This is a genomic window from Luteolibacter rhizosphaerae, assembly GCF_025950095.1.
GTDB lineage: Bacteria > Verrucomicrobiota > Verrucomicrobiia > Verrucomicrobiales > Akkermansiaceae > Haloferula > Haloferula rhizosphaerae.
Genome location: NZ_JAPDDR010000008.1, coordinates 352,714 through 368,467, shown reverse-complemented (window position 1 = coordinate 368,467; position 15,754 = coordinate 352,714). Strand labels below are relative to the sequence as shown.

Genomic DNA, 15,754 nt, shown 5'->3' with positions numbered 1-15,754 from the left:
CGACTTGAAGAGCCGATGCTCTTGCATCGGTTAGATCCGCTGGCCGGAGATCACGCTGTCTTGAAGCGGCGCTCGACTTCTTTCCAGTTCACCACGTTCCACCAAGCGGTGATGTAGTCGGGACGCTTGTTCTGATAGTGCAGGTAGTAGGCGTGCTCCCACACATCGAGCCCCAGGATCGGCGTGCCGAAATCGGAATCCGGCACGATCTCCTTCATCAGCGGATTATCCTGGTTCGCGGTGCTGACCACCTTGAGCTTCTTGTCCTGGACGATCAGCCAAGCCCAGCCGGAGCCGAAACGCTTGGTGGCGGCCTCGTTGAAAGCCTTCTTCAGGTCATCGAGCGAACCAAAGGATTCCTTGATCGCCGTGGCCAGGTCATCGCCGGCTTCGCCCCCCTTGCCTGCCGGAGCCATGACCTCCCAGAAAAAGGTGTGGTTCCAGTGACCGCCGGCATTGTTGCGCAGCGTGGTGCGCACCGCCTCGTCCTTCACTGCAGTCAGCCCGCCGACAATCGCCTCGACGGTCTTGCCCTTCAGGTAGTCATTCGCCGCGATCGCGTCGTTCAGATTCTTGATGTAAGCGGCGTGGTGCTTGCCGTGGTGAATCTCCATGGTCTTGGCATCAATGTGCGGCTCCAAGGCATCGAGGGCGTAGGGCAGCTTGGGCAGCGAGAAGGCGGCATCCTGGGCCCGCGCGGCCGGCGCGATCGCCGCGGCACCGGCTGCAATCGAGAGTTTCAGGAAGGAGCGGCGGTCAGGGGTAGGAGCATTCATGGTCCCGCACGATATGCAGGTTCGCCCCGGGGACAAACGGAAAGCTTTTGGGAATATCGGAGATGTCCACACATCGTAAGTTGTTCGGCGGACAGCCCTTTTCCCGGGCTTTGGAGAAAACCGGCCGGACTCACACCGAGCCAAGGCTGGTGGCTGCGCATTCCCTGCAATTGTTCTGGCCGCCCCGCAGGATCCCCTTTAATCGCCGGGAGAGTTGTTGCCCGCATGCTTTTTCACCGGCACCTCATCCATTCCGTCACGGCGCGAATCCATCGCGTTCGCACCCTCCTGATCTCCACTAGCCTCATCGCGGCATTTTCGGGCCTTTCGCAGGGGACCATCACGATGGCGCTTCGCGAGCCGGGTTCCGATATCCGTACGGACCAGCACTCGAATGCGGGCTTCGGCTTCTATACCCCGGTCACTGGCGTCAGGATCAACCGTCTCGGCTACTGGGACCGGGGTGGCGACGGCTTGGCTAGCAGCCACGAGGTAATGATCGTGCGCTACAACGGCGGGTCTTCCTATGTGGAGTTGGCGCGGGCTACCATCCCCGCTGGCACCACGGGACGGCTGGAGGGAGGCTACCGCTGGGTAGCAATCCCGGAGATCCTGCTGCCGGACCTTGGACAAGATGCCGACTATTACGGGCTCGTCTCCACCCACGGTGGCGATCCATGGACGGAATCCCTCGGCCCTGCACTTCCGATGAACCCGGCCGTCGGAACATCCGCCAGCAGCCTCTCGGGACTGCAGAGCGGCGGACTCAATGCCGGTAGCCTCCAAGTCATCGGGGACCGGCCGAGCGGATGGGGCGGAGCGAACATGGGCTTCGAAAACCTCGCACCTACACCGGAAAAGCGGCTCAGAATCATGCCGCTCGGCGATTCCATCACGGTGGGATTCACCGATGCGGGATGGCATGTCCCTTTCGAGTTCGGATACCGCGGTCCCTTGGCACGAATGTTGGGCGAAGCTGGAATCCCATTCCACTTCGTCGGAGGATCCAACGAACCGTTCACGGGTGCCTTTGGAGACCCGACACGGGGCGCAACGGTTTATCCCGTAAACGAACTACGTGATCCTCAGATTGCCCAAGGCTGGCACCGAGGCACCGCCGGCATCGGCATCTATGGAGTGAACGTGTATGCGGCCTCTTGGATCAAGGCCGATGAGCCTGACATGATCCTGCTCATGGTCGGGATCAATGGAGTCAATTCCGAGAGTCCGTCGCAGATCGCGACCTTGATGAATACGATCTACAGCACCAAGCCGGATATCGCTGTGGTCGTGGCCCAGATCACGCCAATGTCGATCTACAGTGCCGATCTCATCGCCTACAACACCTACATCCGCGAAACCCTAGTTCCCACACTAAAGGCTCAAGGCAAGAAGATCTCAACCGTGGACCAGCATCGGAACTTTCTAACCGATCCGGCGGACAACCATTCCATTGATCCCACCAAGTTCTCAAATGGATTCAGTCATCCGACCAACAGCGCTTATGAACTGATGGCGCGCAGTTGGTTTCCCGCAGTGGCCTCGCTTGCACTAGACCGCAGTAGCATCCCTGCCGACACGGAGGCGGGAGATACCATCGCCACCTTGCGAGATCCAGGTGATCCCTCCGGGTCGCTCACCTACGTCCTTTCCGGCGGTGACGGCGACGAAGATAACACGAAGTTCCGCATTCAGGGGAGCCAAGTGATCGCCGGCGACCACCCTTTCCATCTCGATCCGCCGGGACGATCTTACGATATCCGGGTCAGTGCCTCAGGATCGGCGGGCGGTTCTCTCGCGCAGAAGTTCGTGCTGAACAAAGCGGAGCCCGCAGACCCGAATCCACAGCCTGTTCTCATCACGACCGCATCGAGCGGAGACGAGGCCCATTTCTCGGGGGATCTCTTGGGCAACGACCTGTTGCATGGACTCGACGGGACTCATCTCAATTACAAGTTCATGAGCGGGCTACCCGGCCCCCAGATCAACGACGGACTTCACGGCGGCAATGGTGACCCCACTGCCGTGACGTGGGCCTCCGACGGCAACATCTCCAGCAGCACCTACTACCTGGGGCTCGGCAACGGCGCGGGCTATGATGTGAGCAGCGTGATCTCGATCGCGGCATGGTCGAATGCCGGCTTCATGAACCAGAAGTACAAGATCAGCGTTCGCTATGCCGGAGCCTCCCTCTTCACCACGGAGCCCGGCTGTCTTGTCGACTACCAACCCGTGACCAATGTGGCAGGCAATGGCCCTGCGGGCTCGACCAAGGTAAGGATCACGCGTCCCGGTGGCATGCTGTTCCGTAAGATCGACGCAATCCGCTTCACCATGTTGGACACGAAAAGCCAACAAGGTGGCGGCGTGACCATGCGCGAAATCGACGTGGTCGGCACGGTCGCGGCCATCGCCGATCCGGTGATCATCTCGTTGGATGTAGCCTCTCTTTCCCGGGGCGAAGCCTCTCTCGCTTGGACTTCAAACTTAGGGAAGACCTACAAGGTCGAAACCAGCTCTTCACTTGGCGCTTTATGGGCGACCTTGGAGGCGGCCTATCCCTCGGCTGGCCTTTCCACTCGCTACAACGACACCACGATCACGGAGACAGATGACCGGCGCTTCTACCGCATCACCGAGAATCCTTGAGTCCGCCTGTCCGCAGAAAAGGCACCCCTCGCGGGGTGCCTTCTGATGCGGATCTAACCTGGAAATCGACTTCTTTAGGACAAGCTCCACTCCGGCAGGCGGATGAGCTCGCCACCCTTGAGTGCAGATTCGTGGGCGAGGATGCCGGTGCAGGTGATGTTCGCGCTCTGCACGGCGTTCGGGTAGGAATCCGTGCCGCTCTGCAGCATCTTTACAAACTGCCAGACGAGGTGCGGGTGGCTGCCGCCGTGACCGGCGCCCTGGGTGAAGGAAAGGTGATCCTCACCGGTATCGCCACCGTAGACGCCGCCCTTCGTGAAGAGCTGGATTTCTTCCGGCAGGTAGTGGGCAAAGTCCGGGCACTGAACTTCTTCGGGAATCTCCGGCTCCGGCTTCTTGGCGGTGTGGATCACGAGCGGATCGTGTTCGATCAAGGGCCACTCGACCGACTTCTTGGAGCCGTAAACCTCGAAGGACTCGCGATACTGGCGGGCGACATCGAAGAGCGAGCGGACGACTTGGGCGGAAAGATCGCTGTCCTTGAACTTGATGTGGCAGGTCTCGATCGCGAAGGGCGAGCCATAGCAGGAGTGCATCTCCTCGCGAATGGTGCCGGAACCGAAGCAGGAAACATACTCCGCCTGGCTACCCATGAGGCCGAGAATCGGGCCGACGCAATGAGTGGCATAGTACATCGGCGGGAGACCGGGCCAGTAGCCGGGCCAGCCATCCATATCCTGCTGGTGCGTGGCACGGAGGAACTGGACCTTGCCGAGTTCACCCTTCTCGTAGAGTTCCTTCATGAAAAGGAACTCGCGGGCGTAGACCACGGTTTCCATCATCATGTACTTCAACCCGGTCTCCTTCACCAGATCGACGATCTTCTTGCAGTCCTCCACGCTGGTTGCCATCGGCACCGTGCAGGCCACGTGCTTGCCAGCCTTCAGCGCCTTGATCGATTGCTCCGCGTGATCCGGGATCGGCGAGTTGATGTGCACCGCATGCACGTCGGGATCGGCGAGCAGGTCGTCGTAGGAGGTGTAGCGCTTGGCGATCCCGTATTTGTCGCCCACTTCGTCCAGCTTGGATTGGGTCCGCTGGCAGATGGCATACATGTTCACGCCCTTCAGGCGCTGGTAGATCGGGATGAATTCGGCTCCGAAGCCGAGGCCGACGATGGCAATGTTGATATCACTCATGGGTTGAGAAGGGACCGGATAGTAGGAAATCAGAGATTATACGGAAGCGGCAAGAGCGGAAGCCTTCGACTTGCTCAGCGGTTGGTCGAAGAGGTCGCGCATGAAGGCGAGCCCGCGCGCCGCGAACTCGTCCTGAGTGGCGGTGAAGCGCTTCCAAATGCACACCGCGCCTGCGAGATCGCGGTTGTCCGGCGTGAAGGACTCGATCACCACCGCGCCCTTGTAGCCGATATCCCCTAGGGCGTCGCGGAAGTCCTGCCACGGGGTGAGGCCGGTGCCGGTCACGCCGCGGTGATTCTCGCTCACCTGCACGTGGATGAGATCGTCGCCAGCGTGGCGGATGGCGGCACCGATATCCGCCTCTTCGATGGTCATGTGGAAGGTATCGATCATCGCCTTCGCAGCCGGGTGCCCGATGGAGCGAACAAGGCGGATGGTGTCCGCGGTGGTGTTCACCAAGTCGCTTTCGAAGCGGTTGATCGCCTCGATGGCGAGCTTGAGGCCGCGGTTACCGGCCTCGGTCGCCACGGTGTGGAGTTCTCTTGCGGCGAGATCCCATTCGCGCTGGCGCTCCTCCGGGGCCAGTTGGCGGGCTTTGCCGACTTGGGCATACATGGGGCCGGCAATGAAGGGCACGCCCAGCACCTCGGCGAGATCCATCAGGCGAGAGAGATAGGCTCGAGTATTCGCCCGCACGGATGCGTCAGGATTGGTAAGATCGCGACCGGGCCCGAAAGCGCCGCAGAGGTAGGGAGTGAGGCCTGTCTCCTCCAGAATCGGGAGGATCTTGCCCGGATCCACCAGATCGGGATCCTCGATCGGAAGCTCCACGGCATCGAAGCCGAGACGCGCGATTCCCCGCAGTAGTTCGCCTTGCTCCGAGCTGAAGGGGGAAGTCCACAGCCAAGTGCTTGCTCCAAAAGTGACGCTCATGGTTTCAGCCCACCATAATGAGTACCGGAAGACCAGCTATGACGAAAGTGGTCGGCGTGTGTATGATTGCGCTCAAAGTGTGGAATCAAGGGATTGAAAAACCGTGCCCAAAGTATTCATTTTGAGGTTACGGATCCCGGTTTACCGGCTTCAACTCGGTCCGTGCTTTGGAAACTCCCGGTCCGCGAGATCACCTTCCCCCACCGCCCGCTGGTGATGGGGATCGTGAATGTGAACGACGACTCCTTCTCCGGCGACGGCACGCTCGACTGCCAAGCCGCCCTCGAGCAGGCACTGCGGCAGGCGGAGGAAGGGGCTGATATCATCGATGTGGGGGCGGAGAGTGCGCGGACGAACCGATCCGCCGTGAGCATTGAGGAAGAGGTCCGGCGCTTCCGGGGATTCCTGAATGGCTGGCCCGCGGCCATCCGGAACGCGGGCCCGAAAGACGAAGCCCAAGTCTGGCCACCCATCCTCTCCGCAAATACCTGGCGGCCCGAGGTGGTGGAGACCGTCTTACCGCTGGGCGTCGAGTTGCTCAACGACATGGGGGGGCTACCCGACGACCGTAACGCCCGACTCTGCGCGGCGAGCGGCGCATCCCTGCTCATCATGCACTCCGTGGGCGAGCCCAAGATCCCGCACCTTCACCAGCAGTGGCCGGACGTGATGGCGGCGATGGATACCTTCTTCGCCGAAAAGATCGCCATGGCCACGGCCGCCGGGCTGCCGCCCGAATCCATCATCCTCGATCCCGGCATCGATTTCGCCAAACAGCGCGACGACAACCTCCGGATCTTCCGGGAACTCGGGAAGCTCACCCGCTTCGGTCGCCCTCTCATGATTCCCGTAAGCCGGAAAACGATGATCGGCGAAGTGCTAGGCATTCCCGAACCGCGCGAGCGGGACGCCGGAACCGTCGCTTGCATCAGTGCCTCGGTTCGACGCGGCGCGAATATCCTCCGCGTGCATGACGTCCGGGCCGCGTGGCAAACAACACGCATCCTCGATGCAATCGCGACGGTTTAAGGATCCGTCTTTGCCTTCTCGATTACGGCTCGCAGCTCGTCCACATCAACCGTGAAGTCATCGACATCCGGCCTCGCCTCGAAATTCTTCAGCCATGCCTCGGCCTCGGCCGGGTTCCGCTTGGCGAGCGTGTAGGCCATCATCGGCAGCACCTCGGAGAAGTTGTCGTCTTCCTCGACCGCGGCCTTTTCCACCGTTTCCTCCAACACTGCGGATCCGCGGATCTCGATATCACGGCCGATCAGCGGCAGCATCAGCAAGGCATTGAGCATCTCGCCGTCGTCGGTGGTTTCCTCCGTCTTCATCAGCATCTCCCGCAGCTCCGCCAAGTCCCCGGCATCCGCCCGGCTGATGGATGCGAGGATCTGGCTGAGCTCTCCAAGATCCGCATGCAAGATCTCGCGCTCATCCCCCTCTTCCACCTTCACGTCTGGCTTGTTCCACATCGTCAGCAGCTCCTTCAACTCGTCCGAAAGACGCTTCTCGCCGCCGGAAGAGCTCGTGCGGCGCTCGGATTTTTTCCCTGCCGTCCCGCGCCGCGAATCCGGGTCTTCCCCTCTCGGACCGCTCACCACAGCACCGCTCCCCGGCTTGGCACTTGGATCGTCTTCCCCGTCCGCCGACTTGCCGGAAATCTTGCCCCCGAAGAACCCGATCATCGCGAAGACGAGACAGAGAATGAGCACGAATGGAAGCTTCACGGCCATGATCCTCCGCCACGCAGGTTCACTCGTCACGCAGAAGATTCACCATCCCCGCTTCCGCAGGATCTCCGCCACCTCTTCGAGTTTCGAATAATCGCTCCGCCAGGTGGTGTACATGAAACCCTTCACGCCCTCCACCTTTTCCCCGGAGTCGATCCAGGCGGAGACATTCTGTAGCGGCTCATCATAAAAGCCCGCGATGACTTGCTCATGGCCGCGCTTCTGGAAGAAGGCGAGACTCTCCTCCCGCTTGCCGAAGTTCCAATTCATGATCTGCACCTTCGGCTCCAGTCCTTCCCAAGCTCCTTCCAGACTGCCGTTCACCAGATAGTAATCCTTCACCGCATTGTGGTGGGGATCGAACATGTCGTTCCACACGAGGATTCTCCCGGCGGGCACCTTCTCCTTCAGCAGGTCCACGCAGAAACGAGCATTCTTGGCCACGATGCCTCCGGGGCCCAGTCCACTCTTCAAACAGGAGGCATCCCAGCCCAGCACCCGCCATTCATCGTGCGACATCATGTGAATCTTGGTCTCCCACAATTGCGGCACCCGCCCGGCTTGATCGCGCAGGATTTCCCTGAAGGCAGGCTCCTCCACACAGCCGCAGACCTGGCCATCGTGGATGACATGGGTGTGGTAGTACGACACCCTCAGTACATCTCCATCCTTCAGGTCTTTAATCTGAAGGATAGGCGCTTCGTGCCAGGAAGTGAACTCGCCCGCCCAAGGCTTGGTGCCCATCCCCGTGTCCTCGAGCTTGGCGAAATCATGCTGTTCCACGAGCTCCCGTCCCCCCTCCAGCTTCACCACCAGCGGAGCCCCGGGACGGCGCAAGAGATTCACCGGTCCGCACTCCTCAATCTTCGCATCGTCCCACCATAGCGTGCCGCGATGCCCGCCCCAGACCCCGAAGTAGATCCCCACCTCCTCCGAATCCAGCGAATTGAAGGTCACGTCGTGCTGAGTCCAGCCTTGGTCCGGCTGCACCTTCAGGTAACTCCACTGCAGTTGCCGACCATTCTTGCCGATCGCCTTGATTTCCGCCTGACCGCCCCCGAAGCCTGCGGTCCTGATCCGCACCGAGACGTGATATTGCCGGAAGAGCGATACCTTCAGCGGCTGCTGCATGCGGGCGTTGCCCTCCGTCGGCCCCGAGCGCATTGCGCCATCTTCGACCACCAGATTGTCGTCGATGAAGCCCCAGCCGCTCCGATCATTCATCTGCCCGCCCGGCAGGGACACCGGCGGATCCGCCACGATCTCCGCCGAGCCGCCCTTGACCACGAACTTCGCATCCCTCACCGGCAGTCCCTCCGCAAGGTTCGGATCGTGGAACAGCGCATCGTTCGAGTAGCCGACGGGGAATAGCGCCGGCACGATCTCCATCTTCGCCTCCTTCGCCGCCGCCTTCACCTTCGCCACGTTCGGCGCGTAGTTCGGCATCACCGTGGCGAGGCGGCTGAACTTCGAGTCCGCCACCAGCGCGTGGGTATAGCCTGCCTTCCCCGCACGAGTGATCAGACCGGCCACTTCATCCGCCTTCGCATCGACCTGGAAGTTTGCGGGCAGGTAAATCCAGCGCTCCTTGGCAGGCTCGGCCGCCAAGACGCTCCCGAGGAGAAGAGGCAGGAGGAAGGGTTTCACACCCAGCAAAACGGACGTTCCCCGCCATTCATATCACCCCTCATCGCTCCGGCTCCGGCAGCTTCATCTTCGCCGCCTCCTCAAAGAAACGGTCGAGATCACCGCCACACTCCTCCAAAAGCTTGTGGAAAGCGGGAACGTGATGGTGATAGGTGATCACCGAAACGAGGTGCGCATTGTTCACGTCCTCCTTCAGCCAGTTCTCCAACCCGCGCCCGCCCCAGCGCCGCCGCAGCTCGCGGAAGTTGTTCTGTAGTCCTAGGAAGATCCGCGCCTTCTCGCGCCGCATCTCCCCCTCCGGCAGCTTGGAATCATAGAGCGTTTTTAGCTCCGCGCGGGTGGAATCGATGCGGTCATAGAACTGAGCCCGGCGCACCAACCGCGCCTCGTATTTCCTGAGATCGTCAAACCGCCCATGGTGCTTCAGCCAGCGCTTCACCCCCACCTCGGCCACCGCATTGGCCAGGCTTTCGTTGAAGGTCGTATCGCCATTCCGGAACAAGCGACGGTGAGTGAGCTCGTGGAAGATTAACTCGGCAAGATCCACATCCGCGGCATCCACGAAGGTGTTCAGCACCGGGTCATGCAGCCACCCCAAGGTCGAGTAAGCGGTCGTGCCGCCCGATGCCACATCGTAGCCCTCCTGGCGTAGCTTGGCCACCAGCTCGTCGGTATCGGACTCGCGGAAGAAGCCGCGGTAATCCAAGCGACCGAGCGTGGGATACCACCAAGTCTTAGGCTCGAGCGAAAACTCCGGCGCGGCATAGAGCGTCCACACCACGTATGGCCTGCCCAGATCGGCATACTTCCCGTAGCTCTCGTCGCCCGGCAAGGTGAGGTAATCCTTCGCGAACTGCCGGATCTCCTGCACCGATGACAACTGCCGCTTGAGTTTCGGCGGAGTGGCCGGGTCCGCGATGATCGGCGGGATCGGTTTGCTCTTCCGCAGAATTTCGAACTGCCCGCCCGCCGCCTGCGTGTAAAACTTCGCCGTCTGGCAAGAGGCCAGCAGCATCAACGCGGGAAGAACCGCGGTCAGCGATGGAAGAGTTCGCGCCATCAGCTCACTTCCACGCATCGCGCCACATGTCCGGATACCAGCGCGCCTCGTCCACCTCGATCAGGTCGAAGTCCGTGATCACCTTCCCGTCATCCGGCACCCCGTAATCCTTGATCGCCTGGGGGATGAATTCGTCCGTCTCGTCATCCCGCCAGCCGCGTTTGCTCATGAAGCTGTTGTAGATCAGGATCTCCTCCGCGGTCAGCCGGCGCCCCTTGCTGAAGCACCACTCCAATACCTCGCTGTCTTCCTTGCCATCCAGCACCTGCGCCTTCAGCTCCTCATAGCTCACTCCAAGGTAGCGACAGGTCCGGCCATCGAAGCCCTTCCCCAGCATGTCGAAATAGTCCTCCGGCAGTTTGTCCTCCCCGCGCAGGCGGATCTTCGAGCACATCCGCGCGAAGTAGAACATCCCGCCCGTCTTCTCATAGCAGCCCTTGATTCCTTCAATCCTCATAAGCTGCTACCAACTTGGCGCGGCAAGAGGCCGATGCCGAATGGTTTTTTCCATCCGCCGCGGACACGAAAAATCCGGCCGTCCCGAGGGGGCGGCCGGATCATCGAAACCGATCTCCGCTCACTCGTTTTCCCGCACGCGGTAGAAACGGCGCGGCACCGTGGCAGGGACATTCTCCTCGGTGTAGGATCCGCCCGTCACGGACGGCGCGATCGTCGTCCAGTCACCGGTGCCATCCCAAGCCTCCACCGCGTAGGTCTTTCCCGTGCTCGAGGTCCATTCGATCGAGACAGTCTCCTGTGCGCCGTTCCTCACGATGCTGGTTACCTTCAATTCCTCGGTGCCAGCCCCGGTTTCATAAGTGTACGTCAGGGTGATCTTGCCATTCAGGCTGGCGGAAAGGTCCTGCACATTGCTGTAGTTCACGTTCACGCCATTGCTCGGCGTCATGTCAAAGGTCACCGGCACCGGTGCAGCTCCCGTCACCGCGGTGAGAATCGCGGGGTCATAGGCATTCGCTCCGGACGCCGGGTTGCCCGCATCTCCGGGCAGGAAGGTCCGCTCGTAGGCAGGCATGCCGTAGGTGCCCGAGAGTTCGGTCCCCGCCTCCGCCTCGGAACCACCGCCGCCACCACCGCCGAAGAACGCGGAGCCGCCGATCTTGTAGGTGCCGCCGAAGCCCGCATTGGCCGAGGCCACCTCGGCATCCGTACCCACGCCGCCGGACAACTCGCCTCCGATCTCGTAGCGCACCGTGAAGGAGCTCAGGGTTCCCAGCGCCGGATTGAAGGGCTGGAAGGAGGAGCTCATCACATTCGGCGGAGCGAGCTGCGAGCTGCCGTAGCCGTTATAGAGACTGCCCGCATTCGTGGCGGAGATATCGGCGGGCTGGACCACCGTCTCGGCCAGCAAGGAGTGGCCACCAAGGACGAGAATAACCGGAAGTATATGTTTCATAAGATCTCGAACTCTATTCGGGATCGCACAAGCAATCGGGACGCCAGAAAGGCCATCATTTCCAAATGCATCCACCGATCTGACAGACTGCCGAATCCTTCTCAAACCACTCTTCCCACTCAGGTTTTCACATCCGGACCTGCCGCTACCCAAAATCGCAAAAATCCGGCGATTCGCGGGGTTGTCACCTGAAAGGGAATTCGCTACCCATCGGTATTCCACGCGACACCAAAATGATCAACGGAGACGAAAAAGTGACTATTTCCGCCGCAGGCCGCCGGAGCTTCTTGAAGACTTTGGGCGGCGTGGGTGCCGCCTTCACGGCTGCCACCGGCATCGCGGGTGCACAGGGTTCGCCAGCCCGGCCCTCCGGCGCAAAGTACATGGGCGATTTCGCCGCGCCGAAGCTCGATAAAGTGAAGGTCGCGATCATTGGCGTCGGTGCTCGCGGTTCCGGCCACATCTCCCAGCTCGCCGTGATCGAGGGCGTGGAGGTCGTCGCCATCAGCGACCTGCGCGAGGATCTCGTGAAGCGCTCCGAGAAGAAGGTCGTCGAGAAGGGCCACAAACCGAAGCTCTACTCCGGCGATGAGAATGCCTGGCAGAAGATGCTCGTGGAAGCGAAGCCGGATGCCGTCTTCATCGCCACCCCGTGGGAACTCCACGGCCCGATGGCCGTCGCCGCCATGAAGGCCGGCGCGCACGCCTTCGTGGAGATCCCGATCGCCCTCACTGTCGAGGAGATGTGGGAGATCGTGAACACTTCCGAAGCCACCGGCCGCCACTGCATGCTGATGGAGAACGTGAACTACGGTCGCGAGGAACTCCTCTACCTGAACATGGTCCGCCAAGGCGTGATCGGCGAGCTCCTGCATGGCGAGGCCGCTTACATCCACGAGCTGCGCGGCCAGATGGAGAATGGCGATACCACCGGCTCCTGGCGCACCTACCATTACGCGAAGCGCAATGGCAACCTGTACCCCTGCCACGGCCTCGGACCGGTGGCGCAGTACATGAGCCTCGCCCGCACCGAGGACAACTTCCGCCGCCTCGTTTCCTTCTCCTCGCCCGCCAAGGGCCGCGCGCTCTACGCCGCGCAATCGAAGAAGCTTACCAAGCCGGAGTTCAAGACGCTCAATTACGAGGGTGGCGACATCAACACCTCGATCATCAAGACCGTGCTTGGCCGCACCGTGCTGGTGCAGTGGGATGAAACCTCGCCGCGCCCTTACTCCCGCCACAACCTGATCCAAGGCACCAAGGGCACGCTCAAGGGCTTCCCGAACGGCATGGCCATCGAAGGCATGACCAAGAGCTACCACCAGTGGACCAGCTCGGAGGAGTTCGATGCCATCGCCCAGAAGTACGAGCACCCGCTCTACAAGCGCATGGGCGAACTGTCCGCGAAGATGGGCGGCCACGGCGGCATGGATTTCCTCATGCTCTACCGCATCATCGAGTGCCTCCGTAAGGGCGAGCCGCTCGACCAGAACGTCTACGAAGGCTGCTTCTGGTCCTCCGTCGCTCCGCTCAGCGAGAAGTCGGTGAAGGAAGACGGCATGCCGCAGGATTTCCCGGACTTCACCCGCGGCGGCTGGAAGACGACCAAGCCGCTGGGCGTGATCGCCTGATCCGCGTCTCTATTCCCTTTCTTTGTTGGGTTCAGTGGCCGTCCTTGGGGAAGGGCGGCCACTCTTTTTTGCCCTCTTCATGCTTCCATCGCTGGCTCGCCGAGTTCCGAACAAGCGAGACAGCTGGCGACGAACTCCTTTGTCAGGCGCGAGTCGTCCTTCCGGGATTGCGCTACCCCGAAGGAAAATTCCCTTCCCTGCAGGTCGCGGACCGGACGAACCTCGAGCCTCGAGCCCGCGAGATTCTCGAAACCCATCTGTACGATGGCGAGGCCACAACCCGACTCCACACTGGTGATGAGACTGGAGAAGCTGTCGAACTCCGCCACAACCTTGGGCATGGTCTTCTCCGCGAAGATCCGCTCGAGCCACGCACGATGCTCCGGATACTCCGAGTCGTTGTATGCGATGAGAGGCTGATCCAGCAACTGCTCCACGCTGACGCTCGATAGCGCTGCAAGGGGATGCGCAGGCGGGAGCGCCACCGCGGGTCGAAAGCGGACGATCTCCTGAAATGAGAGTCCCTCCAAGGCGAGTTCCCTCGGCCTGACCAACAGCGCGGCCCCCAGATCCCGTGCCCGCAGTCCCGCCAGCATCTCCGCGGTCGATAGATCGTGCAGCCGCACTTGAACCTTCGGATAGAGATTCTGGAAGCGGCGCAAGGCGTGCGGCAGGATCGCACTGCTCAAGGTAGGGGAGTAACCGATGTGAATCTCGCCATGTTCGCCGTGGGCATACTCCCTCACCGACCGGACCGCCTCATCAACCCGCGCGATCGCTTCCCGCGCCTCCTGGAGGAAATGTCGGCCCGCCGGAGTTAGGCACAGGGCGCGGGCCGCGTGATCAAACAGCTCGACTCCCAGCTCTCCTTCCAGATCGCGGATCTGCCGGCTGAGCGAAGGCTGGGCGACACGCAGCCTCGCCGCGGCACGGGTCACATTTTCCTCCTCCGCCACGGCCACGAAATACCTCAGGTGCCTCAGCTCCATGAATGGCAGCATACCTGCGGGGCATGGTGAGCGGAACCACGAAGTATTTCCGGCGGCATCTCGCATCTGATACACCACATGCTCCATCTCAACCAAAGACCAAGATGAACTCCGCATTCAAATACAACCGCTTGGATAAAAACGATGTCGCCGTGCTGCTAGTGGATCACCAGACCGGCCTCACCAACTGTGTCCAGGACTTCTCGCCGGATGATTTCAAGAATGGCGTGCTGGCCTTCGCCAGTGCCGCGAAGTACTTCAATCTCCCAACCATCCTAACAACGAGCTTCGAGGAAGGTCCGAACGGCCCCTTGGTGCCGGAACTGAAAGAGATGTTCCCGGATGCACCCTACATCGCCCGCCCGGGGAATATCAACGCTTGGGATAACGAGGACTTCGTCAAGGCCGTGAAGGCCACGGCAAGAAGCAGTTGCTGATCGCGGGAATCGTGACCGAAGTCTGCGTGGCCTTCCCGGCACTCTCCGCCATCGAGGAAGGCTTCGAGGTCTTCGTGGTGACCGATGCCTCCGGAACCTTCAACAAGACCACGCGCGATGCCGCTTGGTTCCGCATGCAGGCGGCCGGTGTCCAGCTCATGAGCTGGTTCGGCGCGGCATGCGAGCTCCACCGCGATTGGCGGAACGACATCGAAGGGCTCGCCACCTTGTTCTCCAATCATCTGCCGAGCTACCGCTGCCTGATCAACAGCTACAACCACGGCAAGGCGGCAGCGGACACGTGAGAGACCGGGCCGGGGACCGCACCCGTGCGGTCTCCGGCCATGCCGCCCGGGCATGCTCAGCGGACCAAAGGGGTATTTTACGAGACCGGCATCGCAAGCGATGATCGAACCATGAAAAAGCTGAACTTCATCCACCAGAGCTCGGGCACCCACTGGGTGGGAGACGGCTTTCCTGTTAGGTCGGTGTTCTCCTACGACCGCTTCGGGAAGGAGCTCGATCCCTTCCTGCTCCTCGACTACGCCGAGCCCCATCACTTCGATCCTACCACCCGGCGTCGTGGCGTTGGAGCTCACCCGCATCGTGGCTTCGAGACCGTGACCCTCAGCTACCAAGGCGAGGTGGAACACCGCGACTCCAGTGGAGGCGGCGGCAAGATCGGCCCCGGAGATGTCCAGTGGATGACTGCGGCCAGCGGCCTCCTCCATGAGGAGTATCACTCGGAAGATTTCGCCCGGAGCGGAGGGCTTTTCGAAATGGCACAGCTCTGGGTGAACCTGCCCGCAAAGCACAAGGGAGCGCCGCCACGCTATCAGACCCTGCTCAAGCAAGACATCCCGGTGGTGGATATGCCCGACCAAGCAGGAAGCGTCCGCGTGATCGCGGGTGAGTTCGGAGGCCGGAGCGGACCTGCCATGACCTTCACCCCGATCAACCTCTGGGACATCGAGGTGAAAGCCGGGAAATTCGTTCGCCTGGAGGTCCCGAGCGGACACACCACGGCCCTCCTCGTCCCGCGCGGGGAGATCATGATGGACGGCGACGAGAGGGCGGCGGAAGGAGCCTTGGCCGTATTTGAGCGGGAAGGCACCGAGCTTCTCTTCCAAGCTCTCGCGGACTCGCGGCTGCTGCTGATGAGCGGTGAGCCGATTGGCGAACCGATCGTGGGTCAAGGCCCCTTCGTGATGAACACGCCGATGGAGATCATGGAAGCCTTCCGCGATTTCCAGCAGGGCGCGATGGGGACACTCTGAAGCGCCATC

13 protein-coding genes and 1 pseudogene are annotated in these 15,754 nt (G+C 61.4%); 5 read left to right on the top strand and 9 right to left on the bottom strand.

What is annotated here, in order from left to right; translation table 11 throughout:
- Positions 1-50: 50 nt before the first annotated feature.
- Complete coding sequence (locus tag OJ996_RS17055; protein WP_264514840.1) at positions 51-776, bottom strand: superoxide dismutase; 726 nt, start codon at positions 774-776, stop codon at positions 51-53.
- 225 nt (positions 777-1,001) lie between these two features.
- On the opposite strand from OJ996_RS17055, the gene OJ996_RS17050 reads away from it, so the two are divergent.
- Entirely contained in the window at positions 1,002-3,425 is a 2,424-nt protein-coding gene (locus tag OJ996_RS17050) for an SGNH/GDSL hydrolase family protein (RefSeq protein WP_264514839.1), read from the top strand.
- Positions 3,426-3,499: 74 nt separating this feature from the next.
- Here OJ996_RS17050 and OJ996_RS17045 read toward each other — a convergent pair whose 3' ends face one another.
- Together OJ996_RS17045 and OJ996_RS17040 are read right to left on the bottom strand one after the other, a co-directional pair.
- A complete protein-coding gene (locus tag OJ996_RS17045; protein ID WP_264514838.1) occupies positions 3,500-4,624 on the bottom strand; it encodes a Gfo/Idh/MocA family protein in 1,125 nt (374 codons plus the stop codon).
- A gap of 36 nt (positions 4,625-4,660) precedes the next feature.
- Positions 4,661-5,557 (bottom strand): sugar phosphate isomerase/epimerase family protein, encoded by an 897-nt coding sequence (locus OJ996_RS17040; RefSeq protein WP_264514837.1) that lies wholly within the window; start codon positions 5,555-5,557, stop codon positions 4,661-4,663.
- A 162-nt stretch (positions 5,558-5,719) separates the two neighbouring features.
- Here OJ996_RS17040 and folP point away from each other — a divergent pair, with 162 nt between their 5' ends.
- On the top strand, positions 5,720-6,586 hold the full coding sequence (folP, locus tag OJ996_RS17035) for a dihydropteroate synthase (protein ID WP_264514836.1): 867 nt from the start codon (positions 5,720-5,722) through the stop codon (positions 6,584-6,586).
- On the opposite strand, the gene OJ996_RS17030 is transcribed toward folP, so the two are convergent.
- From OJ996_RS17030 to OJ996_RS17010, 5 genes are all read right to left on the bottom strand, one after another.
- Positions 6,583-7,287, bottom strand: coding sequence for a hypothetical protein (locus OJ996_RS17030; protein WP_264514835.1), 705 nt, complete (start codon positions 7,285-7,287; stop codon positions 6,583-6,585). The two genes, folP and OJ996_RS17030, sit on opposite strands and share 4 nt — an antisense overlap.
- Before the next feature lie 45 nt (positions 7,288-7,332).
- Positions 7,333-8,937, bottom strand: a complete 1,605-nt coding sequence (locus tag OJ996_RS17025; RefSeq protein ID WP_264514833.1) for a hypothetical protein — start codon at positions 8,935-8,937, stop codon at positions 7,333-7,335.
- A gap of 40 nt (positions 8,938-8,977) precedes the next feature.
- Complete coding sequence (locus tag OJ996_RS17020) at positions 8,978-9,997, bottom strand: aminopeptidase (protein ID WP_264514832.1); 1,020 nt, start codon at positions 9,995-9,997, stop codon at positions 8,978-8,980.
- A gap of 4 nt (positions 9,998-10,001) precedes the next feature.
- Positions 10,002-10,454 (bottom strand): DUF5069 domain-containing protein, encoded by a 453-nt coding sequence (locus tag OJ996_RS17015; RefSeq protein WP_264514831.1) that lies wholly within the window; start codon positions 10,452-10,454, stop codon positions 10,002-10,004.
- A 120-nt stretch (positions 10,455-10,574) separates the two neighbouring features.
- Entirely contained in the window at positions 10,575-11,411 is an 837-nt protein-coding gene (locus OJ996_RS17010) for a choice-of-anchor E domain-containing protein (protein ID WP_264514830.1), read from the bottom strand.
- A gap of 233 nt (positions 11,412-11,644) precedes the next feature.
- Between OJ996_RS17010 and OJ996_RS17005 the strand changes: the two genes are divergently transcribed.
- Positions 11,645-13,042, top strand: a complete 1,398-nt coding sequence (locus tag OJ996_RS17005) for a Gfo/Idh/MocA family protein (protein ID WP_264514829.1) — start codon at positions 11,645-11,647, stop codon at positions 13,040-13,042.
- A gap of 77 nt (positions 13,043-13,119) precedes the next feature.
- On the opposite strand, the gene OJ996_RS17000 is transcribed toward OJ996_RS17005, so the two are convergent.
- A complete protein-coding gene (locus OJ996_RS17000; protein ID WP_264514828.1) occupies positions 13,120-14,043 on the bottom strand; it encodes a LysR family transcriptional regulator in 924 nt (307 codons plus the stop codon).
- Positions 14,044-14,135: 92 nt separating this feature from the next.
- On the opposite strand from OJ996_RS17000, the pseudogene ycaC reads away from it, so the two are divergent.
- Positions 14,136-14,773, top strand: a pseudogene (gene ycaC, locus OJ996_RS26430) (isochorismate family cysteine hydrolase YcaC).
- A gap of 111 nt (positions 14,774-14,884) precedes the next feature.
- Positions 14,885-15,745: a pirin family protein gene (locus tag OJ996_RS16985; protein WP_264514825.1), complete on the top strand. Its 861-nt coding sequence runs from the start codon at positions 14,885-14,887 to the stop codon at positions 15,743-15,745.
- The last annotated feature ends 9 nt before the right edge of the window (positions 15,746-15,754 follow it).